This is a genomic window from Flammeovirga aprica JL-4, assembly GCF_012844305.1.
GTDB classification, from domain to species: Bacteria; Bacteroidota; Bacteroidia; order Cytophagales; family Flammeovirgaceae; genus Flammeovirga; species Flammeovirga aprica.
On record NZ_JABANE010000017.1, the window covers coordinates 60,347 to 86,180 of the forward strand.

The 25,834-nt window shown below is 36.4% G+C and carries 14 protein-coding genes; 9 read left to right on the top strand and 5 right to left on the bottom strand.

The features are described from left to right. Positions 1–2: 2 nt before the first annotated feature. The 4 genes from HHU12_RS08405 (at position 3) to HHU12_RS08420 (ending at position 4,933) form a co-directional block, all read left to right on the top strand. Positions 3–986 (top strand): 2-dehydro-3-deoxygalactonokinase, encoded by a 984-nt coding sequence (locus HHU12_RS08405; protein ID WP_169656294.1) that lies wholly within the window; start codon positions 3–5, stop codon positions 984–986. After that, entirely contained in the window at positions 979–1,629 is a 651-nt protein-coding gene (locus HHU12_RS08410; RefSeq protein WP_169656295.1) for a bifunctional 4-hydroxy-2-oxoglutarate aldolase/2-dehydro-3-deoxy-phosphogluconate aldolase, read from the top strand. The genes HHU12_RS08405 and HHU12_RS08410 overlap by 8 nt, the downstream gene beginning before the upstream one ends. 18 nt (positions 1,630–1,647) lie before the next feature. Then, on the top strand, positions 1,648–3,321 hold the full coding sequence (locus HHU12_RS08415) for a sulfatase (RefSeq protein ID WP_169656296.1): 1,674 nt from the start codon (positions 1,648–1,650) through the stop codon (positions 3,319–3,321). A 163-nt stretch (positions 3,322–3,484) separates the two neighbouring features. Further along, entirely contained in the window at positions 3,485–4,933 is a 1,449-nt protein-coding gene (locus tag HHU12_RS08420; protein WP_169656297.1) for a hypothetical protein, read from the top strand. Positions 4,934–5,038: 105 nt separating this feature from the next. Here the strand turns inward: HHU12_RS08420 and HHU12_RS08425 are convergent, their stop codons facing one another. The 5 genes from HHU12_RS08425 to HHU12_RS08445 form a co-directional block, all read right to left on the bottom strand. After that, on the bottom strand, positions 5,039–5,794 hold the full coding sequence (locus tag HHU12_RS08425) for a LytR/AlgR family response regulator transcription factor (RefSeq protein ID WP_169656298.1): 756 nt from the start codon (positions 5,792–5,794) through the stop codon (positions 5,039–5,041). Between the two features lie 14 nt (positions 5,795–5,808). Then, positions 5,809–6,927, bottom strand: coding sequence for a histidine kinase (locus HHU12_RS08430; protein ID WP_169656299.1), 1,119 nt, complete (start codon positions 6,925–6,927; stop codon positions 5,809–5,811). 3 nt (positions 6,928–6,930) lie between these two features. After that, positions 6,931–7,929 (bottom strand): sensor histidine kinase, encoded by a 999-nt coding sequence (locus tag HHU12_RS08435; protein WP_169656300.1) that lies wholly within the window; start codon positions 7,927–7,929, stop codon positions 6,931–6,933. Beyond that, positions 7,926–9,650: a hypothetical protein gene (locus HHU12_RS08440; protein ID WP_169656301.1), complete on the bottom strand. Its 1,725-nt coding sequence runs from the start codon at positions 9,648–9,650 to the stop codon at positions 7,926–7,928. Before HHU12_RS08440 ends, HHU12_RS08435 begins: the two co-directional genes overlap by 4 nt. 191 nt (positions 9,651–9,841) lie before the next feature. Next, on the bottom strand, positions 9,842–10,321 hold the full coding sequence (locus tag HHU12_RS08445; protein ID WP_169656302.1) for a thioredoxin family protein: 480 nt from the start codon (positions 10,319–10,321) through the stop codon (positions 9,842–9,844). A gap of 375 nt (positions 10,322–10,696) precedes the next feature. Here HHU12_RS08445 and nrfH point away from each other — a divergent pair, with 375 nt between their 5' ends. The 5 genes from nrfH (at position 10,697) to HHU12_RS08470 (ending at position 25,673) form a co-directional block, all read left to right on the top strand. Continuing rightward, positions 10,697–11,290: a cytochrome c nitrite reductase small subunit gene (gene nrfH, locus HHU12_RS08450; protein WP_044205878.1), complete on the top strand. Its 594-nt coding sequence runs from the start codon at positions 10,697–10,699 to the stop codon at positions 11,288–11,290. Between the two features lie 5 nt (positions 11,291–11,295). Then, a complete protein-coding gene (nrfA, locus tag HHU12_RS08455) occupies positions 11,296–12,798 on the top strand; it encodes an ammonia-forming cytochrome c nitrite reductase (protein WP_205959826.1) in 1,503 nt (500 codons plus the stop codon). Between the two features lie 116 nt (positions 12,799–12,914). Continuing rightward, complete coding sequence (ccsA, locus tag HHU12_RS08460; RefSeq protein ID WP_169656303.1) at positions 12,915–16,067, top strand: cytochrome c biogenesis protein; 3,153 nt, start codon at positions 12,915–12,917, stop codon at positions 16,065–16,067. 448 nt (positions 16,068–16,515) lie between these two features. Further along, complete coding sequence (locus HHU12_RS08465) at positions 16,516–17,586, top strand: PorP/SprF family type IX secretion system membrane protein (RefSeq protein WP_169656304.1); 1,071 nt, start codon at positions 16,516–16,518, stop codon at positions 17,584–17,586. Between the two features lie 17 nt (positions 17,587–17,603). Beyond that, positions 17,604–25,673: a PKD domain-containing protein gene (locus HHU12_RS08470; protein ID WP_205959827.1), complete on the top strand. Its 8,070-nt coding sequence runs from the start codon at positions 17,604–17,606 to the stop codon at positions 25,671–25,673. Positions 25,674–25,834: the final 161 nt, after the last annotated feature.

The following is a 25,834-nucleotide window of genomic DNA, read 5'->3' on the forward strand; positions in this document are numbered from 1 at the left end:
CTATGAATAGTTTACCTAAACAGTTTGTGAGTTGTGATTGGGGTACTTCTAATTTTAGATTACGCCTGATTGATACAGACTCTTTGGATGTAGTGAAAGAGCACAAAACCAACAAGGGTGTAAAAGCACTGTATCAGGAGTTTACTTCTACCTCTCAATTAAGTCAGTATAAGTTTTTTTCGGATTACTTGACCAACCAGTTAAAAGAAATCGATGAAGAGAAAAAGAGCAATTATATCGTTGCTTCTGGTATGGCTTCATCTTCTATTGGGTTGCAGGAACTAGGGTATGCACAAATGCCGATTGACGCTTATGGTCAGAACCTTTTCAGTAAGTTTATTACTCTAGAAAAAGACCTTTCATTGGTGTTGGTTTCTGGTGTGAAAACAGGGAATGATGTAATGAGAGGGGAGGAAATACAAGCTGTTGGGTTAACGGATTACTTGCCGATTAAATCAAAGGGAATCCTTCTATTGCCGGGTACGCACAGTAAGCACATTACATATCAGAAAGGGATTTTTAATGGCTTCAAAACGTATATGACAGGTGAGATTTTCGATTTGATTTCATCCCAAAGCCTTCTAAGTGTTTCTATTCAAAAAGCATTTTTTGAACCACAATATCAACCTGCTTTTATGGCAGGGGTAAGAAAAGGTATGGAGGGAAATTTATCTTCTTCATTGTTTTCAATCAGGGCTAAGGATTTAATGCATAATGAATACTTTATGCGTAACCAAAATATTGACCCTCAGGCCGTAAAAATTGAAAACTATTATTTCTTGAGTGGCTTGATGATCGGTGAAGAGCTGACGTATTTAAAAGATGTCAATGAGCATATCAGCATGGCGGCAAACGGAGTGTTAGGTAAACTATATAGAATTGCTTTGGAGGAAGTGATGCAGAAAAAGATTCAATTTATTGAAGATGAGGTCCTCGAAAAAGCATTATTAATTGGTCAACGAAAAGTATTAAATAATTATGTCTAATTCTCAATTTTCTGAAGAAAGGTTTCAACAGGCACCTGTAGTGGGAATACTAAGAGGTGTGGATCACGCAACTTTAGACAGAATCATCCCTATATATATTAATGCCGGCTTCTCTACCATTGAAATTACAATGAATACAGAAGGAGCTACCAATATGATTCAAAAACTGTCAGAAGAATATCCGCAGTTGAATGTGGGGGCAGGTACAGTTTGTGATATGGATGATCTGGAAGAAGCTTTGAAATACGGAGCACAATTTATTGTTACACCTATTACGAATGAAGCGATCATCAGAAAGTGTAAATCACTGAATATTCCTGTATTTCCAGGAGCATTGACGCCAACTGAAATCTACAAAGCTTGGACTGCTGGAGCAACAGCGGTGAAAGTGTTCCCAAGTTCTCAATTTGGAATAGGGTACATCAAAGATGTGATGGCGCCATTAAACAAAATACCATTACTACCAACAGGAGGGGTGACGCTTGAAAATATAGCAGATTTCTTCCAAGCAGGTGTGACAGGCGTGGGAATGGGAAGCTCACTTTTTCCAAAACAATTCCTCAAAGAGGGATTTGAACAACAACTATTTGATCATTTGAAAGCAGTGAAAAGTGCGTATGAATCTGTCTTTCAAACTGCATGATCTTTAAACTTTACAACAATGCAACACTCTTTATATAAAGCTGTATTATTTCTTCTGATTGGTTTTTTAGGGGCTTGTAGCTTCAAAAAAATGGATAAAAAAGCAGAGGTACAGCAACCGAACATTCTCTTTATATCTTTTGATGACCTTCGACCAGAAATGGGAACTTATGGCTCAGAAATAGCGAAAACCCCTAATATTGATAAACTGGCTCAAAAAGGTCTTCAATTTAACAAAGCCTATTGTCAACAATCAATTTGCAGTCCATCTAGAGCGAGTTTGATGACAGGTGCAAGACCTGAAACTATCAATGTAATTGAAAACTATACGTACTTCAGAGACGAGAATCCTGATATTATCACATTACCACAGCATTTTAAAGAAAACGGATACGAGACTGTAAATTGTGGGAAAGTGTATCATGGAAAATTCTCAGATCAAGAGAAGTCGTGGTCAATGAAACCCGATTATAATGCACTTGGTTACAAAGTGAATGCCTTAGTGGAGAAATTTGTGGACCCTGATAACATCAGAACCTTCAAGGAAAACAAAGCAAAAATGAAGGCAAAATACGGTGATCAACATGGTTTGGGAATGGGTCCTGCATTCGAATGTGTTGATGTTCAAGATAATGCCTACATCGATGGTGTGAATACAGATATGGCTATTCACATTATGAAAGAGCATAAAGCATCAAAATCAAAAAAGCCTCTGTTTTTAGGTGTTGGATATATTGCAGCACACCTTGATTTTTTAGCCCCGAAAAAATATTGGGACATGTATGATCAGGAAGACATCAAATTGACCAATCAAATTAAAGGGCCAATTGATGGTGCTCCAATGGGACTGCATGCTTCATTTGAATTAAGAGTGCGTTCTAATATCCCAAAATACGGTGCGATTCCAGATACTTTAGCGCGTGACCTTAAACACGGCTATTTGGCTACAGCAAGTTATATCGATGCTCAAGTAGGTAAACTATTAGCAGCTTTAGATGATTTGGGTATGCTAGATAATACCATTGTGATGTTATGGTCTGATCATGGATTCCACCTTGGAGAAATGGGTGTATGGTGCAAAGCGACAAACTATGATATTGCCACAAGAGTACCGTTAATTGTTTGGACACCTGATCAATCTGAAAAAAGCAGAGGAGTTCAAACTGATGCACTTGTTGAGTTAGTGGATATGTACCCTACATTGTGTGATTTGGCTGGTTTAGAAAAGCCAAAGCATTTGGAAGGACAATCATTTGCTCCTCTTTTAGACAATCCAAATCAAGAATGGAAATCAGCTGTGTTCTCAGCTTTCCCTAACCCTGCATTAAGAGAATGGGCGGCGAATCCGTTGTCGAAGGGAATGAGAGAAACGTATTTCGGCCCATTAATCAAAGACGTAGAAGCCAACATTAAGGAAGTGATGAAGGATAAGTGGGACCGAGAGTTTTTTGAAAACGACTTGATGGGGTATGCGATGAAAACACAACGCTATAAGTTAGTGCTGTGGAAAGATAGAAAAAATAAAGAAAAAGAGCCTTTGTTTATCGAATTATACGATCATCAAAAAGATCCAAAAGAAACGGTAAATATAGCCAAACAGCAACCTGAATTGGTACAGGAATTAGTGGATCAATTCAATAAAGGCTGGGAAGGAAACAAAGCAAAAACTAACAAGGGTAGATCCTTGATATAGAATAATTGTAAGCAAATGGCTTACAGACTCTGTACTTGAACGTGTGTGACTTAATTATAGCTTAGAAGGGCCTTTTTTGATATGAAATTGGCCCTTTTCATACTTTTTTTTAATCGTACTAATACACTTAAAAGTGCTTTGGTACACAAATCTCAATTGCTCAATGAAAACAATTTTAAATGTTTTATTACTATTATTTTGTTGTCACTTTAGTCACGCACAAGCCATAGAGAAAGTAGACAACTACAAAGGTTGGAAGTGGGAAGAGACCTACGTTTTAACCAATGAATTTATCAGCCTCGCTGTCGTTCCAGATGCTGCAGGCAGGGTATTGGAATACAACCTGTCCGATATTCAATCTTTATGGATAAACCCTAAGGAATTTGGCCAGAAGTATTCTGATTCTGAAGAAGTGAAAATGAACCAATGGAGAAACTTTGGCGGTTATCGTCTGGTACCTACTCCTGTGGAAAACTGTGCACTAGGCAAAAACGGTGAGCGATCACAACGCTGGCCACCTCCAGTATCAATTGGTGATGCTCCTTATACTGTGACTGATGTAAAAGAATCAGAAGGACAAGTGGGGATTACTGTAAAGTCAGGAGAACAGCATTTGCCAGTGCCAAAGTGGATTCCGAAGGATAAAGCATTCACTCAGCCTCAAAAAGTGGAAGAGGCATTTACGTATGAAAGGGCATTGACAATAGAGAAAAACTCAAGCAAGGTTTTTTATATTCATAAGCTCACCAATGTTGGGAAAGAGACTATAAATAGAGGTATTATGACCACAAGTCAGCATCAATCTTGGTCAGATGTGAAGTTACAGGATGGAGAAAATTTTGTGGCTTATATTCCATTCAGCCCTAAGTTCAAAATGAAGGATGGAGAACAATATCATATTAATGTAACACCTGAATCTCATTGGAGATATGTGCACAGAAATCGTTTTCCGTTGGATAAAAACAATCCAGAACATGTAGAGAAGTATTTTAATAAAGGTACGAATTGGACTGGTGAGGTAGCTCCAGGAATTTTTGAAATCCATTTCGATTATAATCTGATGGGAGGGTTTCATATGATTTCCTCAGCCTCATGGATTGCTTATGCCAACAAACTTGAAAATACTGTATTTGTAAAAACATTTGAGGAATATAACCCTGCATTGGAATACGATCATGGTGTAAACATCGCAGTATTTAATAGTGGTATGGCAACGGGGTATTTAGAGACGGAGGTGAAAACACCGATTTACAAATTAAAAGGGAAAGAATCGGTTTCATTTAAAGAAGCTCATGCTGCCACTAAAGTGCTCAGTTTACCTCTGCTGTCCGTCAATGAAACGGGTGTAATCACAAAGCAGCTTAATTTTGACAAACATACGAATCACATTACTGCTCAATACGGCACCTTTATAAAAGGTGATTTGTTTTTGATGACTTTGAATGAAAAAGAAGAAATCATCGAGGAAATAAAGTTGAAAGCTGTCTCTCCCTTAAAAGGTATTGATGTTGATGTAACGCTAGAAAAATCTTTCTCTCAGTTGAAGGTTGTTGTAAAGGATGAAGAGGGGAAAGAGTATGAATTGGATTCTTTTGTTAAAGGGGATTTGTAGAGATCTTTCTAAACCATTTTTTAGGTAGCTTGATGGTTCTTATGGCGGTTCGTGAGCTACAAAGCATTACGCCTTGTAGCTCACGAACCGCCTATCTTATTCTTATTAAGAAAACCAACCTTTAAAATCCTTTACTTTATCCCTTCCTACAACAATTTCTTTGTGTGTTTCAATACTTAAATTCACTAAAAGTCTGCTATTGGAATGCTTCTGGATTTTATCAATAGCATTTCTGTTTACGATAAAACTACGGCCTGTTCTGTAGAATTCCTCCTGATCGAGCATCTCTTCCAATTGCTCCATTTTAAAGTCTACAATATAGCGTCTTCCCTCATTAGTATATAAAAAAGTATCTCTGCTTTCAGCCCCGAAAGCGGCAATTTCTTCTGTTTGAATACTTTTGATATTGTCACCCACTCTCACCATAAATCGCTTTTTGAATTTTTGGTTGTAAGTATCCAAAAGAGCGTCAATTTGTCCCGTAGAAGTCGTGTCTTGATTGTTTTGTAATACCTGAAGTTTTTGAATGGCTTTGGTCAGTGCTTCATAATCCACAGGTTTTAAGAGGTAATCAATACTGTTGACCTTGAAGGCATCTAAAGCATATTCATCATAAGCGGTAGTGAAAATAATGGGGGTAGTCACCGTGACATTGGAAAGAATGTCAAAAGCGATACCATCCGAAAGGTGGATATCCATAAACACTAAGTCAATGCTTTCCTGATGCTCTTCAAGCCAAGAAGAAGCCTCTTCCACATTATCGATCATATCAACCACTTCAACATCAAAAGGTGTTTTGGAGAGTTGTCTTTTCAGTTTTGCTTGAGCGGGTTTTTCGTCTTCTATAATTAAGGCTTTCATATTTCGATGTTCATTTATTTAAAAAGTGATTGGTCACCTGTGGAAACTTGGGCGTCACCGTCTTTTTTCCAATTTTCATTTTCAACCTGAAATGCTGGAAGTTTAATTAAGCATTCCTTTCCTTTTTTGATTCTCAAGATAGGCGTTTTGGTATAAATTCGGAAAGTTTCTTCCAAGGATTGCATGATTTCATGCATAGCGTCCGGTTTGTCAATTTTCTCATTACAGCTGTGTGCTACAACAAGTAAAGTATCATCTTCAATATAGAATTTCAAATGAAGCGGCTGTATTGGTGTTGCGATATGATCACTTGCAATTGCAACAACTAGCCTTGAGAGAATCACAGGAGGTATTACCAACTCTTCTGATAGTTTTTCATCAATATTAAACTCAGCCGTGAGCCCACCAGAACGTGCATCAGTAAGCAATTGCACTACATCTTTGGTAGTTTTGATGGCTTCTTTTATGGAAACAAATTCCTCTTTCCTGTTATTAATGGTGTTTCTATATACTTTCGCCAATTTCTCAGCATACTCTTCAGCATGATCAGGATTTTGATACGCTAAACCGATCAGCGTTTCCAATGTTTCATACAAAAGAGGCAGGTTTGCATCCTCAGCAAATAATCGCATCTCTTTTGAGATATAAGCGGCTCTTTTATCTTCTTCATGATTGATTGTTTCATTTTTCAATTCAATCAATGTAGCACCCCACCATGCACACTCATAGATAAAAGTCTGGAACAAAAAGAGTCCCTGAAGCACATACATTTCAGACAAAAAGTTCTCAATACTGGTATAGCCAATCAGGTAATAAAAGTATAAATAAATTATAATGCCTATAACAATGCTACTGCTAATAGCCACGCCTATCACATGATAAGTGACCTGCTCAGGAATGGAAGAAATGAATTTTATTTTCTGACCGATAAACCGAGAAGAAAGTTGTACTGAAGTATTCCAAAAATAAGCAAATACAATACACACTAGCCACTCTGCTCTAAAATAAGATTCCGACAGTTCACCGATCCGATTGAAAGCAAGGAGTAATAAAAAATATGTAATACTTCCCGAGAATAAAGGATAGAAAATTCTGTAATAGACAGCGGATTTATTCCATATATGATGCAACATAATTTATGAGCTTAAAAGTGGAAGTTGAACAGTATACGTTTCAGGTAATTTTTGAATAGTAATTTGACTTTGATTCATCAATGCATAACGCTCTTTAATATTTTCCAAGCCAACTTTAGTAGAACTTCTTTTGCGGGGTGTTTTAGTAATGTTATTGGAAACAATAATAGCATTTGTCCTTTCATCATATTTGATAGAGATATGAACGGGAGTCTTATCTGAAAGCACATTATGTTTCACTGCATTTTCTACAAGCATCTGAATGGAAAGAGGAGGTACATTGCCTTTAATTAAACTTATTTCATTTTCAACCTCTACCTCAACACTTTCTCCATGACGGGTTTTCAATTGAAAAGCAAAAGCCTTCACCAACTGTATTTCATCATGAATTGAGATTAAAGGCTGATCTGCATAACGCATCACATACTGATAAGTTTTGGCAATGCTTCTGATGTACTTTTCAGCCTGATTCGCATTGCTTGTCACCAAATATGCAACTGTATTTAAACTGTTAAAAAGATAATGAGGGCTCAATTGATCCTTAAGTGCTTCTAATCTTAATTCAGAGGCTTTTCTCTTGTTTTGAATCACATAAATATGCTGTGATGAATATTGTTGGTAGGCAATCACTAAAAACTCTATTACAAGTATGGCGATCAGAAGTACCGTAAATAAAATGATAATCTTGGTAGAGAGATCAAAAATAACGATCGGTTCCAAATCACGTTCCATATAATAATTCAGTGTATAATAGAGCGGAATAAACATGACTACTGATCCAATGCCTCTTGAAGCCACTTGAAATAATATGTTTCTTTTTCTATATAAATAATTAGGAATAGCTCCGCCTATTACGAAAAGTGAAGTGCCAAACGCAAACCATAAAAACGTTTCAAGGTTGTTAACATAAGGTGCCACTTGAGGCTCAGGATCGTATAGGAAATAGTTGTAAAGACTAATCCCTAAAAGAATAAATATGAGATTGGGTGTAATGTTTTTCATCTTTCAAGCGCCTCCCTCGCTTTTTCTCTATCATAAGAAGAAGAAATTAATTCTACTTTTTCCTTGTACAGTTGGATAAGACCTTCGTCTTTTGACTTTGCAATATGAGGAGCAATTTCTTCTAAGGCACCTCTCATATCATGGCTTGATGAAATTAAAGGCGTTGCATTTAAATACTCTTCAAAATGACCTTTGTGGAAATAATCTGAAGAGGCAATATCTTCCAAAGTACTCGCCATATCATAACTGCTGTTGATACTTTTTATAGCAGAATAAAACTGATGAATGTTGCTTTGATTTTCAATTTTATAGTCTTCAAGTTCACTTAATAAAGAAGCTTTTTCAGACGAGGAAGAAACTGTAGAGGCCACTTGAAAGAAAATGTTTTTTGTTTCTTCAGACCAGTATTTCCAGTTTTCCAATGCTTCTTCCAGTGTGTTTTTCTTTTCATAAGAAGAAGTAATTGTTTTAGCGGCAAATAAAAGTGCATTATTCTGATCTTCATTCCACCTTTTATTATTAGGTTCAGAGAAAGCTGCTTCTATAGTATTTGCTTTTTCGTAAGACGAACTGATGATTTCGAGGCTTTGTTCTAAAGTTCTAGCAGGCATAGCTGTTGCATCATAATTAAATGCTTCCTGCAGTGTTTTTGAAGCCTCATATGAGCTTGATATAGTTTGGGTAGCTTTCAGCCAAAGTTCCCAATGGTCTTTGGTAAAACTTGATCTTATCTCCTTTAGTTCAATGATACCAGAAAGGCATTCACTTTTTTCATAGGAAGAGGAAATTTGTTTGATGCCATTGAAGTAGGCATTCAACCCTTTTTTATTATTGTAGATCGCAAAGCTTTCTTTGAAGTATTCAGAAAGTTCACTTGAAGAAGAAACGTATTTTGTAACATCTTTTGTGATTTTTACCAATTCATCTGCACTTATGTCCTTTCTCCCAATTAGCAATCTATAAAACGTTATTTTATTGCTTTGACCTGAAATTTCACTGATATATTTTAAAGCTTTTTCAACCCCACCTTCCTTCATTCTGTTGTTCAGTCGGCTTTCAGCAGCAATCGTAGAACTTTTGATCACTTCAGGAAGAATATCTAAAAGCCATTTTTTTCCGTCAGGATCATAAGGGACTTCACTATTGCCAACGTAGAAAGTATATTCTAACTCTCCTTTTTCATTAGGTCGGATACTTACTTTTCTTTTATTACCGAAAGTGCTTTTTGAGATGACAAATTTACCTCCCTTAGAAATGCTTTTAATTTCATCCTCATCTTCAGTGAGCTCGATTTTTCCATTGTAATCCAATTTAAAAGAAGAAACGAAATTGGTATATTCCATTCTTTTATAAGGGCGTTGCGCTTCCCTTGCCGCACGTTCAATTTCAGCCTGATGCATTCTGATTTGAGCTTCCGCTCTACGAATCTCAGCCTCAATAGCTTGCTGATCAATCTGTATATCAATATCTTCAATTTCAGGAACTTCCCCCATAATTTTGATATACTCTTCCATCGCTTCTAACTGCGACTCAGCGGCAATTTTTTGTGCCTCTTTAGCTACTTTGAGCGCTTTCTCTTTAATCTCACCGATATTAATTACAATCGTACTATCAGAACCAGGTATTTCAATGACTTTGATCTGTGCATTGGTAAATGATGCAAGCGAAGTAAGTAAGTAGAGGAATACTAATAATAATATGTTGTTAAAAAATTTCTTCATGTTACTATATTAATTTGACACTAGTAGAATTTTGATGTCACAATAGTAACAGAAGCCATTTGATGAAAAAAATAAGATGTAGTGAATTGTAGTTTTTATGTAGTGAAATGTAATTGATGATTTGAGACGTTATGATCAAATAAAAAAGCCACCTTATTTAGGTGGCTTATTATGAGTGTCTTAAGTGGAGTTTAATTCTTAAGATCAGCTTCTACACTTTGAATCCAATTGGCTGGTCCTCCTTTCACATATCCTGTTTGAATCATTTTTTGACCCTTAATCATGAAAATAGTAGGATAGCCTCTCACTTGAAATTCTTGTGCTAAATATTGGTTTTGAGATCTCAATAAATCACTTTGTTTGATTCCTTTAGGGAAATCAAGTTCTAGTAAAATGACATTATTTTCTTTCACCCAATCTTTAAATTCTTTTGTATCGAAAATTTCAGCTTTGATTTTTTTACACCATCCACACCAATCACTTCCAGTAAAGTTTAATAAAATAGGATAATTTTCTTTTTCCATCAACTGGAACGCCTCATTTGCATCATTGGTCCATCCCTCATTACTTACTTCATCCGTTATCTTAGGAATCTCCTTTTTCTCTTGGGCACAAACGATGTTTCCTATAGAAAAAGTAAAAAGTAAGATTAATAAAATTTTGTTCATCATAATTATTTTTAAATATGTGTTACAACAAATATAAGTCATAAAATTGATATTTTTAATCTGGCTTGAATAACAATTTGAAAATTGCATTAATAAGTGAATGAGTGTAAATATTCCTTTATTAATATAAGTATCTAATAACATTATTTACTAACACTCAAAAAGATGATTTCAATCACCTAAAAAAGGAGTCTTAAGTCATACAAAATCAAGACTTTAAGCATCTTTTTGAATCTGCTATTTTAGAATCATTCTATATTAGTGAAAGATGATTTTTAATCTACCAATAATGAAAAGGATTATTCATATTTGCTACGTAGATAAGAAAAAATGCTACTGTAAGTATTCAATACAAATAAATGAAGAGAATTATCTTTTATGTTTAACAAGTTAATACCTCCTAAGCAATGGCAACCTGTCGTCTTTGTATTAGTAGGGGCTATTGTGGGTTTGGCACTCTATACAGCACATATTGCTCGTGTAGATTCTTACCTCTCAGATGACCCTACAACATGCGTCAATTGCCATGTTATGACTCCTCAATTCGAGAGTTGGAAGCATAGCTCACACCGAGAACGAGCTACGTGCAACGACTGTCATGTTCCTCAAGACAGTTTTGCTTCCAAATATTACTTCAAAGCTAAGGATGGCATGTATCACTCTTATGTTTATACTACCCGTGGTGAGCCACAAGCGATCATTATGCATGAGGCGGGCAGAGAGGTAGTTCAACAAAATTGTATTCGATGCCACGGTGATCAAGTAACTGATGCTAAGACTGTTGCTTGGGTGCCTTCCAATTTCCATGATAGAACGGACAGAGCATGTTGGGAATGCCACCGTGAAGTTCCTCATGGACGCGTGAGAAGTTTATCTTCTGTTGGACTGGGAATTGAGCAACTACCAGTTCAGAATGTTAAGAAAAATGTTGTACCAAACTGGCTGAAAGACGCCTTAAATAATAAAAAATAAATTCTATGAGTTCTAAAGTGAAGAATTGGCTATTATTTTTTGCCACTCTTTTAGTCGTGGTCCTTTTAGCAATGTTAGGGAGTAACATCGCTGACCGTAAAAGCGAGTCACAATTCGCTTACCAACCTAAAGTAAAAGTTACAAAGTTTGAACCTCGTAACGAGCTTTGGGGAGAAAATTATCCTCGTCAATACCAGTCATTTACTAAAACAGAAGAGGAGACTTTCAAAACAATGAGCAACGGTAATATCCTTACTGATGCATTAGAAGATACTCCAGAGTTAGTTGTACTTTGGGCCGGTTACGGTTTCTCTAAAGATTACAACCAACCAAGAGGTCACCAACATGCAGTTGAGGATATCAGAAATACATTAAGAACAGGTGGTCCTACAGGTCCTGGTACAGGTCCAATGCCATCTACTTGCTGGACTTGTAAATCTCCGGACGTTCCAAGATTAATGAACGAGATCGGTATTGCAGAGTTCTACGCTGGTAAATGGGCAGACAAAGGTGCTGAAATCAACAACGCTATTGGTTGTGCAGATTGTCACAACAACGAAACAATGGCTTTACAAATCTCAAGACCTGCTTTGATCGAAGCATTTGAGTCTATGGGTAAAGATATTTCTAAAGCTTCTCACCAAGAAATGAGATCTTTAGTTTGTGCACAGTGTCACGTTGAATACTACTTCAACAAAGACGTTCCTCAAAAAGGAGTTCCTTACTTAACTTTCCCTTGGAAAAACGGTTTAACTGTAGACGATGCTGAGAAATACTACGATGATATCGAATTCTCTGACTGGACTCACAGTATGTCAAAAACTCCAATGTTGAAAGCACAACACCCTGGTTACGAAATCCACGAGCAAGGTATTCACGCAAAGAGAGGTGTTTCTTGTGCTGACTGTCACATGCCTTACAAAACTGAAGGTGGACAAAAATTCACTGATCACCATATCCAATCTCCTTTAGCAAACCCAGCTAACTCATGTCAGGTTTGTCACCGTGAGGAAGAGAAAGAATTGGTGGAGAACGTTTATTCAAACCAAAGAAAAATCAAAGAAGGTGCGAAGCGTTTAGAGAAATTATTAGTTAGAGCTCACGTTGAAGCGAAAAAAGCGTTAGACTTAGGAGCAACCCCAGAGCAGATGAAGCCTATCCAAATGGATATCCGTCACGCACAATGGAGATGGGATTATGCGGTAGCGTCACACGGTGGTTCATTCCATGCACCAGTTGAGGTGGGTAGAATTGTAAACACTGGTACTGACAAAGCGCAAGAAGCTCGTATCAAATTAGCTCGTTTATTAAGCGATCTTGGTTTCAAAGGTGAAGTACCTTACCCAGATATCGAAACGAAAGCGAAAGCTCAAAAATATATCGGTTTAGATATGGAGAAATTAGAGGCTGAAAAAGAAACATTCAAGAAGAACGTTCTTCCTAAATGGTTAAAAGAAGCTCAGGCTCGTGAAAATGCTTACGGTGTAGAAACTGTATCAAGCAAGTAATATAAAAATTACATCTTACTTAAAGTGCTGTTGTAGGGGAATATAACATTCCTCAACAACAGCATTTTTTTATACAATATATTAGACTTAAAATAGTCTATGTGTTAATTTTAAGCATGCGAAAAATATTTACATTCTTATTCTCCAATAAGTTGACATTAGTTTGCTTATTGATCTACGGGTTTGCCATGGCTTATGCCACATTTGTAGAAAATGATTTTGGTACTCCCGCAGCTAGAGAGATGGTCTACAATGCTACTTGGTTCGAAATTGTACAAGCTTTATTAGGATTAAATTTCATTGGGAACATCTTTAAATACAAATTGCTACGTGTTGAAAAATTAGGTGTTCTTACTTTCCATGTTGCTTTTATCATTATCCTTTTAGGCGCTTTTGTAACAAGATATTTCGGATATGAAGGAAATATCAGAATCCGTGAAGGTGCCAGCAGTAATCAAATTATCTCTCTCGAAAGATATTTCCAAGCCCACATTCATGGTAATGGAATGAATGAAGAGTTGAAAAGAAAAAGTATTTTCACTCAGATTCACCAGCCTGATTTTGAATGGGAACAAACCAACAATCAAGACGAAATTGTAATTAAACCCACTTCTTTTGTTCCAGATGCGGTGCAATCAATAGTAGAAGGTGAGGTAAGTGATGCAGTGATTGAGATTGTAACAAGTTCTGGTGACGGAAGAAACTCCGTTTTCCTTGAGAAGGGAAAGAGTATGTTCCTTCAAGGACAAGAAGTCACTTTTGATAATTACAAAGAAGGGGCGATTAATATCAAGGAGACTTCAAATGACTACTCAGTCAATGCTCCAGAAAGAATGTCATATTTTATTATGGCAAGTCAGCAAAGTGGAGCAACTCCTGCACAAACAGAAGAGAAATTACAGCAACAGGCCTTGTACACAATGGGCACGTTGAAGTTTGTAATCAAAGATATATATGATGGAATGAAGCTAGGGTATTCATCTGCTACTACTAAGAAGATGAAAGCTCAAGCGGCCGATTTACTTTTTGTTGATGTAACGGTCAACGATAAGACTGAGGAAGTGATTCTAGCAAGTTTGGAAGGTGTTGTTACTCCTTTTAAAGAGGTTCATATTGGAGGTTATCATGTAGAATTATCTTACGGTGCTGTGGTCACTGAACTTCCTTTCTCATTGTTCTTAAATAATTTTGAGATGGAAAAATATCCAGGTTCTGACAACCCTTCAGCTTATTCAAGTGAAGTGATTGTGCAAGATGGGGATTTGACTTTTCCTTATACGATCTTTATGAACAATGTATTAGATTATAAAGGATACCGTTTCTTCCAGTCTTCATTTGATCAAGATGAAATGGGTACTATCCTTTCTGTAAATCAAGACAGACCGGGTACATTTATCACCTATATCGGTTATACTTTAATGACATTGGGTATGCTATTCTCTTTCTTCGAAAAGAAATCTCGTTTTAGATTGGTAAGTGGTAAGCTGTCTAAATTAAAAGCTCAGCAAAAGAACTTTGTGATTCTGTTGGCGATGCTTTTAGGTTTGGGAGCCAATAAAACTTATGCTCAGACATTAGAGGAATTAGAGCAACAAAGGTTAGAGATTAAATCAAGATCTCAGTATATAGATAAAGAACATGCAGAAAATTTTGGTAGGTTGTTAGTTCAAGATATGGACGGAAGATTGAAGCCTATCAATACTTTGAGTTCTGAATTTTTAAGAAAGTTATCTCGTAAATCGAAATATACTTTAGAAAGACCTGATGGTTCAAAAGAGAAAATGAACAGTGATCAGGTGTTCTTATCCTTGCATATTGACCCTGCATTCTGGCAGTCTGCACCTATCATCAAAATTGATAAAGATGCAGGCGGAGCAATATTCACTCGTATTCAAAAACAATCCACTGATTTAGTATCATTTGATGATCTTATCAATAATGAAGGAGAGTACTTGCTAAGAAGCATGGTGGATGAAGCTCAGAAAAAGAAGCCTTCAGAAAGAGGAGAATTGGATAAAGAGGTGATTAAGGTTGATGAGCGTTTCAATATCCTTTTCCAAGGGTTATCAGGTAACTATTTAAAGGTATTTCCAGCGCCAAAAGATCCAAACAATAACTGGTACAACCCTAACTTTGTAGGTTCTCCATTTGCTGAAGAAGACTCTGCTTTTGTAAGAAATATAATGAAGGTTTATTATATGGAAATCATCAAAGCAAGAGAATCTGGTGATTGGTCTGAAGCGGGCACAAACCTTGAATATGTAAGAACTTTCCAGAAGGTGATGGGTGAAAATATTTACTTGTCAGATGACGCTATCAAATGGGAGCTGTCATACAACAAGTTGAATATCTTCAATAATCTATTCCCTATTTATTGGTTATTGGGTGTTTACCTTTTAGTTTTCGCATTATTAAAAGTATTCTATAATAATAAAGGAGTACGATTGGCATATACAGCCGGTATAGGTATTGGATTCTCCGCATTTATTGCCTTCACATTTAACCTTGGTTTAAGATGGTATATTGCACAATACCCACCTTGGACTAACGGTTATGAAATGCTGATCTTAGTGGCTTGGTCATTATTCTTGTTTGGATTTATCTTCTATAGAAAGAGTGACTTTATTATGCCATTGGTATCTCTATTTGGAGGAACGCTATTATTTGTGAGTTTCTTGGATTGGTTAAACCCTGAAATCACAAACTTGGTACCTGTATTGAAATCTTATTGGTTGAAAATCCACGTGGCAATTATTGTAAGTAGTTATGCACCATTGGCACTTTCTGCTTTGCTAGGATTTATCAATTTGATTTTTATGGTCATCCAAAACAAGAAGTTTAAAAACCCTATTTTAGAGCTGACTTACATTAGTGAGTTGTCGATGACAATAGGTTTATATATGCTGGCAATTGGTACCTTCTTAGGAGGTGTCTGGGCCAATGAGTCATGGGGACGTTATTGGGGTTGGGATCCAAAAGAAACTTGGGCCTTGATATCTGTGATTGTCTACTCAGTAGTATTGCACTTAAGACTCGTTCCAGCATTAAAAGGGACATATATTTTCAACTTAAGTAGTTTGGTTGCTTTCTCATCCATTGTAATGACATCATTTGGTGTGAACTATTATTTGACAGGTTTACACAGTTATGCAACTGGCGATCCCGTTCCAGTTCCAGCATTCGTTTATTATGTTGTAGCGATGGTGGTTATTTTAGGTGTAGCCGCTTATTTTAGAGAAGGTAATACAAAAATTAAGTCAAAAGAATAATATTGATTTTCAATCTGATAGAAGTTGTACACAATGTGAATCGTAATTTTTTTTTTATTATTCATATAATTTTTATAACTTCAAATTGGGTAAAGAATCATAGATATTGAAAAATATCTAAAAAAAGTAATACTCCCCTGCAATAATCTTTGTTGTAGGGGTTTTATTTTGCCTAAAATTTCTTCAAAAAATGATATTTAGACTTTCATCCGTTAGGTGTTTTAGCCTAATGTATAAGTAAATGATGTACTCCCCGTACCTTTTTTCTATGTTTCTTAGACATAGAAATCTTCATTATATCTATAAAAAAATAAGCTCTGAGATAAGTTAGGGGTTTGGTTTGTAGTGTCTTAAGTAATTAGGAATAAGATTTGTTAATATTATTATAGAATAATGCTTATATATTATTGTACTATTTTTTTATAATAAATTACTTCCGCTCCTTAAATTGAATAAATCATACAGCCCATATTATCTGATCTGTTTAGCATTACAACTATGCTTGTTAACTGAAGTATTTGGGCAAGATGCTCAACTATCTCAATATTATGCAGCGCCATTGTATTTAAACCCTGCCTTAGTCGGTTCATCAGGAGATGGACGAGCTAACATTAACTACAGGAATCAATGGGTTGGCATCCCTTCTAATTATATGACTTTTATTGGAGGTTTTGATGCACCTTTAGCCAACCGTCACTTATCAGTAGGCGGGCAAGTACAGCAAGATATTATGGCTCAAAATAATGGAGCAGTAGTCGACCGGCTGATTTTTAATGCCACAGGAGGATATAAAGTAAAACTGACAAAAGACTATACTTTAAGTTTTGGATTGCAATTAGGATTTGAACAGTCATCACTGGGTTTTTATAAGTTACTTTTTGGAGATCAGATAGATGATGATGGTCAAACAGGTAATCCCACTCAAGATAAAGTAGACAGAGAATCGAATATATATCCAGACGTTTCAGCTGGAACTATTTTTTATGGTAAAGACATGTGGTTTGGCCTTTCTTTTTATCATATTAATCAACCTTCCATTACAAAATTTAACCAAGGAACAGATCAACTCCCATTAAGGTTTTCACTTCAAGCAGGCTACAGAATTCCCCTAACGTACCGATGGCATGGCAGTGTAGCAAATTATGATGATAAGTATGTCAGTTTTATGATGCACTATCAATCACAGGGAAAACAAGACCAACTCAGTACTGGGGTAAATTTGGATTACAATCCCATTGTAATTGGGGTTTGGTATAGAGGTTTGATTTTAAAAGAAAATGAAAACCCCAACCAATTTAATCACGATGCCATTGTTTTTATGAGCGGAGTAAAATTAAAACGATTAACAGTAGGATATAGTTTTGATCTCCCCATAGGAGGTTTAAGATTTTCGGAAGGAACATCACATGAAGTTTCCCTTCGTTACCAATTCAATTTTTATCCGAATTATAGAAGAAAGAAAAAGAAGTCAAACAACAGTGATGGACCAACTGATAAATGTCCAGTCCCTAGTTTATAGCACTTAAGTATTAAATGATGATGAGCAAAATATATACTATACTAACATTCTTGATTATAATCCTTTCCGCGGGGCAATCCTTTTCACAGCAGATCTGGGTGAGAAGTGATGCAGACGGTAAAGATTATAATTTAAGTGGCGGAGATGTACTTAGGGCTTGTGATAGAGTCAGCGGTGAATTTAGATTAGAGGGTGCAACTGTAGACTCTTGGTTAGCCAATGGATCCAACCCAAGTAGCTTAACACGCCCAAGTTATTTATTTTCTTCTGAGGGAGAACATACCATCACCGCAATTTATACTGAAGGAGGAGTTGAGAAATCAATTACTGCGAAAGTAGAAGTCATCAGTACTCCGACATCAGCAGATTTTGAATTATCCGCTTATGAAGGGTGTATTGGAACAACCGTCACTTTTAATTCAAAAGATACATATCAATACAGTTCATTAAGATTTTTGATTAACTCTCTCGGTGCAGAAATTCCTGATGGAGGATCATATACTTTTACGAAAGCGGGGTCTTATGAAGTAGTAATGGAAGGGGTGACAAAAGAAGGGTGTATTGTGGATATAAAGAAAGTAGAAACAATAGAAATCATTGAAGACTTTGATTTTTCAATCACACCAGAATTTGCTCAAAGCTGTTCAGACAATTTAAGTCAACGTTATCAAATCACTTCTGCATCTACTACTGGAATTACTTATACTTGGGATTTTGGTGATGGATCAGCACTTCAAAATGGAGATGATGTAACTCACAATTTTAATGATGCTGGAGGTGACAATTATACGGTTACAGTGACCGGTGAAAAGAACGGATGTACGGTTACAAAAAATGCTTATGTGACATTAAATGTTGCCCAAAACCTCTTCGAAGTAATTCCACCTTCCACTTTCTGTGATACTTATGAGATACAATTACGTTCTACATTGCCTTCAGAACTTAACGGACAGAACATCACTTGGACAATTACAGAAGATGGAGTGCCTACTACGATCACTCGTCAATTACCTTCTACTATAAATAGAACGTTTACAAGTGGAGGCAAAACAGTAACAATAGAAGCAGATTATGAAGGTTGTACTCAGACGGAAGATGTTATTATTCCTGATTTACTTCCAACTACTATTGCCATTGATGCGAAAACAGAATACTGTGAGTTGAATTATGATGTAAATTTATCCATCATCAATGAATCGGACTTACCTGCTGGTTATTCTTTAAGTTGGAAAGTAGGAACTTATACACAAGATGCTTCAAACTCCGTTTTATCTTTTTCAGATAGAAATCCTCATACGATTGAGCTTGTAGCTTCAGGCAATGGAATTGAATGTACATTGGATCAAATCACGGTGCAATCTCAAGAATTATATGCCACAATTAACAGTTCTAATGGATGGGAAGGATGTGAAGGTTTGAATTCTACTTTTACATCAAGAGTCACTCATTTTGGGAACGTTCTAAGTGATGCTGAATTGCAAAATGTAAAATGGTCTGTGATAAAAGTCGGGGGAGCTCCTGAAGAATATTTTACCACCGATTTGAATTATACATTCAATGATCATGGTACCTATACAATACAATATGAAGTCGAAAATTTAGATGGCTGTAATCCTACTCCAGAAGTGACGGAAGCAACAGTGCTGATCGGTACTATTATTACACCTACTTTTGATATTGACCAAAACCCAATTTGTAATGATGATGAAAACCCAGCAACATTTACAAATACCACAGATCTAGTAGCTTTAGGAATTGATCCTAACCAGATACAATTTCAATGGAACTACGGAGGCGGATGGGTCAATAGTTATGACGGAAGCAACATTTATACAAATTATGCTCCTGGTGGCTATGATGTAATGTTAAGAGCTATCTATAATGGATGCGAGAGTAATATCACAACCCAACAGATTACAATAGAACCACCTAGAGCAGAATTTACATTTGACTTGGAAGATGAATGTGATATCAACACATTGGCAATCATCAATGCTTCAGATGGTGATCCGGCATTTATGACTTTTGATTGGGAAGTGAATGTTGACGGTAATATTTATACTTTCCAAACGACGGATAAGAATAAGTTTTATCTTTCAGATAAGATTGGGGTGAACCTCACTAGTGGATTAAACTACTCGGTTGCACTCACTGCTACACTCGCAACTTGTGAGGATATTTTTACTGATGATATTACCCCTGAAGCCAAACCTACTGTAGATATTACGAGTAAAGATCTAGTTTGTAAAGACGAGACGATCACTTTCTCTCCAGGGGCAGGAATTAATGACGGTAATGCTACTTTTGAATGGACCTTTAAAAAAGATGGAGTGGATTATGTTTTCCCTGGAAGTCCAATAACCAATGCATACCCTTCGATTACGTTTACTGAAACAGGAGAATATGAGGCTACCGTAAAAGTAACTTTCAATGATGGTGGATGTGAATTTACAGAAAGCAAAGGAGGTATTAATGTTATTGACTTATCCGTCACAGATATTACAGGAGTGGAATCCATTTGTTTGAATGATACAGGAATTCCTTCCTCACAAACTTTTTCAGTAACAGCTAATGTATCAGGAGATCTTACCAAGATCCCTAACTTCAGATGGAGATGGGAAGTGTATGGAGATGGAGGTACACCACTATTATTTGAAACAGGAAAAGATCCAAGTGCTATTACAGAAAGCATAGTTTATGATTTTGTATCACCAAGAAACAATCAGAACAATAGATATAGAATTTATTTCTCAGCAGTGCTTGATAGTACAGATACAGATGTATGTGGGTATACAAAAGAAATAAGAGTAAGAGTAACGGCTCCAACCATCGATTTTGTATCAGAAAGTGATAATATGACTTACTTCTTTGCTTGTGATAAAGTGGTAGCCACTTTAGACCCGAAGTTGGATAGGTCGAAACTTCAAAATCCTCAAAGTAGAACTTATAATTTGGTTTACATAGATGATATGGGAGTGGAAACTCCGATAACGGATTTTACAGAAGACAAAAGCGAAAGTCATAATGTAAAATTCATCATCAATGATTTGCCATCAGGAACAGGTCAAGTTAAATTATCAGTAGAAGATGCCAATAATTGTAGCGTTTCTGATATTTTGGATGTTGACGTGCCTTCATTACCTTTCGCGGAAGCCGATTTTACACCATCAGCAACAAACCTTGTAAAAGTAGGTGATGATTATGCAATGCCTTGTAGAGGGTCGATTTCTTTTACGGACAATGCGGATAATTCTGTAGGAAATTCCACACCAAGAACAGATGTTGATGGAAATGAAATTGCAATAAGTAAGTGGTTTTGGACAATAACAAGTGATGTGGATGCTGATGTTACACTAGAATCAGATAATGGAGAATTAGACTATTACTTTGAGGCTGGTAATTATGAAATTACTTTAATGACGGAAGACACCCAAGGTTGTACAATAACTTCCACTACTCAAAAAATCACTGTAGGTGGTGTAAGAGGTAAATTTACAATCAGCAAGAAAATCGGTTATGCTCCTTTTAATTCTACTTTAGAAGGAACTCCTTCTTATGTCAGTGTCAATTCAGGAAATATCAGTTACCGATGGTTCTCTGGCGATGGTAGAAGTGAGTTGATCGGGAACACGATTACATTTTTATACGATAGTACTTTAAGCGTAGACAGAAATGCTACTCCAGGAGTTATTTTTGAAGATGAGCAAGGGTGTAGTTACCCTGCCAATTCACAAGGAGATATTGTCATTTTAAGAGACCCAGTAAGAACAATCACAGATATTCTAAGATGTACAACTCAAGGTGATTACGTTCTAAACGTCTCTGATCCTACTTTTACTCCTGCCGATGTGGACAATACATCTTACAGTTACAAAGCTGAAGTTTTCTATCAATGGTATGTTGATGGAGTAGCAGTTAATGCTTCCAATGGAGGAACCTCTGACGAAGTAACTTTTACTTTTGGTAAAGATGGAAATCCATTTACAGTAGATCCTGATTTAGAAGATGGAAGAACATACATTATCAAATCTTGGATTGAAGCGGATTATGTAGACAAGATTGATGCCTCTAACTCACACTCAGAAACAGTGGCTGTAAGAGCAGATACTTTTAATGTAGTTTTCGAACCTCAAGTCATTGCCAAACTAGATGATTTTGATGCGATTTGTGTAAGTGAAGAGTTAGTTTTGGATGGCTCACTGAGCGACTTTGGAGATTACACAAGAGGAAATATCACTTCTTATTTCTGGGAAGTAAGTAATTGGGGTGATACTCTTACAACTGAACCTGTCATCAATATAAAGTTGGATAATGCAGATACTTATACCGTAAAATTGACGGTTACATCTGATAATAGTTGTTCATCATCCACTATAGAAAAAGATGTTTTAGTCAATCCTTTACCAGTGGTTGAGTTTACAACTTCAGATATATGTTTAGGAGAAACCAATACATTTACAAATCAGTCTACTTACAATGGATCGAGTGTCACTGATGATCCATCTATCGTACAGAAAGTAAAATGGTATTTTGATTATGGAGATCCAACTAAAGAGACTGTTCTTGAAGAAGTTTCACCAGAATATACATTTGATGCGGTAGGAATTCATAAAGTCAAATTAGAAGTTTATTCTTTAAGTGGGTGTTTAGATTCTGTTATTCATGAAGTAGAGATTTATGCCTTGCCTGAAATTGTCATTACAGAGGAACAGTTAATTTGTTTTGGTGAATCTATAGAATTAACAGCAAGTGGGGGAGTAAAATATTTATGGAGTAATGGTGAAACAACGGATAAAATCACGGTGGCACCAACAGCTGATTCAGTCTTTACAGTTCAAGTGACAAACGCTAATAATTGTGTTGAATTTGATTCAGTAAGAGTAAATGTTATTCCATCTTTTGATGAAACAACTACTTTCTTTGAAGCTTGTGATGGTGAATCTTTAACACTTGACGCATTAATCGTTGATTACCCAGATACAAGTGAAGATATACTTTGGTCTACCGATGAAACTACTTCATCAATTGTGGTAACTGAAAGTGGAACCTACACGGTATCAAATACAGTCACGCATACCTCTGGCAAGTCTTGTACTTTTACAAAAGACATAGAAGTGATTTTCAGAGATAACCCTGGCATACTTGAGGCCGACACCATATTCTGTTTTGATAATGGACCGCTTACACTCACAGCACCCTCAGGAAGCAATTTTACCTACTTATGGGATAACAGTGAAACGACTCAAGCCATACAAGTAACTACTCCAGGAATTTATACCGTCACGATAGTTGATAACACCCACCCTACATTATGTGAAACAAAGTCTTCAATAGAAGTCATCACTCCAGTTACAGTAGCCGACTTTACAGCGGATGCAGTTTGTTTGGGAGAAACAACGATATTTGATGGATCAGCTTCTACTACGGATAGAGAGGATGTGCCTACAGAATACGTTTGGAATTTAGGAACTTACGGGGTAATTACAACCACCGAACCTACTTTATCCTATGATTTCCCTGATCATGGAACACATACTGTAGAATTAATTGTTCAGCCTATAGGAGGATGTCCATCCGATGTCTTCTCATCAGACATCATAGTACATAATATAGTAGATACAAAATTCACAGTAGCCAATATTTGTCAGTTTGATTTTGCAGAATTTACAAACCAAAGTACCTACTATGGTAATCTAATCAGTGGAGATGCAACAGGTATTCAATCTGTACAATGGGATTTTGATTACGATGGAGTGACACCAAATTTCACAAGTACTGAAACGTCCCCATCACATCAATATGACGTAGTAGGAACCTATGATATTTATCTTGAAATCACTACTGAAAATGGTTGTACAACGAGTTTTCAATCTTCAATTACAGTTCATGAATTACCTTCTGTTACGATTTCAGAGGATATTTATATCTGTGAAGGAGAAACAACGGAGTTAATAGCAGGTGGAGGAGTAGCCTATGAATGGATCACTACTTCAGAAACAACATCAAATATTCAGGTAAGTCCGACAGAGGATACAATGTATAAAGTAAAAGTGACCAACGAACACGGTTGTATCGCTTTTGACTCTATGATGGTTTATGTGATTCCATCCTTTAACGAAAGAACAACTTTCTTTGAAGCTTGTGATGGTGAAACGATCACTTTAAATGCCGAATTGATAGGGTACCCAGATACGAATGAGGACATTTCTTGGTCAACGGGAGAAACAACAACATCTATAGTCGTTACAGAAAGTAATACTTATACCGTATCAAACACAGTAACACATAGTTCTGGCAAAGTATGTACCTTCACTAAAGATATTGAAGTGATCTTCAGAGAAAACCCTGGAATGCTCAGTGCAGATACTGTTTTCTGTTTTGATAAAGGACCACTTACATTGACAGCTCCATCAGGAAGTAATTTCACTTACCTTTGGGATAATAACCGTACGTCACAATCCATTCAAGTCACAGAAGCAGGAACTTATACGGTGACCATTGTAGATAATTCACATCCAACATTATGTGAAACAACCTCTTCAATAGAAGTTATCACACCTGTTACAGTTGCCAATTTCACAGCAACCCCAGTTTGTTTAGGAGATTCTACAGTTTTTGATGCTTCAGGTTCAACAAGTGATCACGTTGGGCTTCCAACAGAATATATTTGGGATTTAGGGACATATGGTACTGAAATTACAACAGAACCAACATTGACTTATCAATTCCCTGATTATGGCACACATACTATTCAACTTACTGTTCAGCCAATAGGAGGTTGTCCATCAGAAGTATTCTCTTCAGATATTGTGATTTACAATTTAGTGGAACCTCAATTTACAGTAGAAAATATCTGTCGCTATGATTTTGCAGAATTCAATAATCAAAGTACTTATTACAGTAATTTAATAAGTGGAAATGATACAGACATTCAATCTGTGAAATGGGATTTCAATTACGATGGAAGTACCCCAAATTTCACGAACACTGAAATGTCTCCATCACATCAATATACAGAAGCAGGTACTTTTGAAATTCTCCTAGAAGTTACAACAACCAACGGTTGTGCGACAACATTCCAATCGTCTATTACAGTTCATGATTTACCAGAAATCACAATATCAGAAGATATTTATATCTGTGAAGGAGCTGGAACAACATTGACGGTAAGTGGAGGAGTAGCTTATGAGTGGCTGAATACTTCTGAAACAAGTACAGATATTAATGTGAGCCCTACCGAAAACACTATGTACAAGGTAAGAGTAATCAATGAACACGGCTGTTTAGCATTTGATTCAGTAATGGTATTTGTCATTCCTCAAATTGAAGATGAAAAGACAGAAATTCAGATTTGTATGGGTGAGGAATATACCTTAGATGGAAGTATTGGTGATTACGAAGGTACTATTGAAAGCTTTGTTTGGTCAACGGGAGAAACAACACCAAGTATCGATGTTACAACAACAGGTGAGTATATCGTTACGAATTCAGTAGAGCATTCAAGCGGTAAACTTTGTACCTTCACCAGAGCTTACAATGTTTATGTGAGGGATAATCCATCAGATTTTGCTGATCCTGATACCACTTTCTGTTTCAGAACAGGTGGGGAAATAGAAATAACAGCACCGGCAGGAAATAACTTCGTTTATTTATGGGAAGATACGGGAGAAACTTCACAAGTGGTAAAAAGAGATGAAGAGGGTTTATATGAAGTGAAAATCATTGATACCTCATATGAAACTGCATGCGAAATGATCGCTTCGATTGATGTAGTAGACCTTTGTCCACCACAAGTATTCACCCCAACAGCCATGACACCAAACGGCGACGGACTGAATGATGAATTCCTGATCCGTTCAAGATATTCTCTCAATATCAAACTCAATATTTATAACCGATGGGGAGAGATCATCTTCAGCAGAGAATATAAAAACTCAAGTGAAGCAAGAACAGAAGGCAATGGTTGGGACGGAACCTACAGAGGTAAACTCGTTCCAGGAGGTGTTTACACTTATACCATAGATTATGTCAGTGAATTGGATGGGAGTATCCATAGAGATGCGAATTCTCTGACAGTGATTCGATAGTAAGAGGAAGGGTCAAAGGAAGCTCATGATGTAAAGTCATGGGCTTTTTTTGTGTACCCTAAAGAATTGTGGAGTGAAAACGGAATTACACTATACGAATAGTATTAAACATTAGATATAAATCCTATACCTTAGAGTTTTCTTTAAATGTAAACGACGTA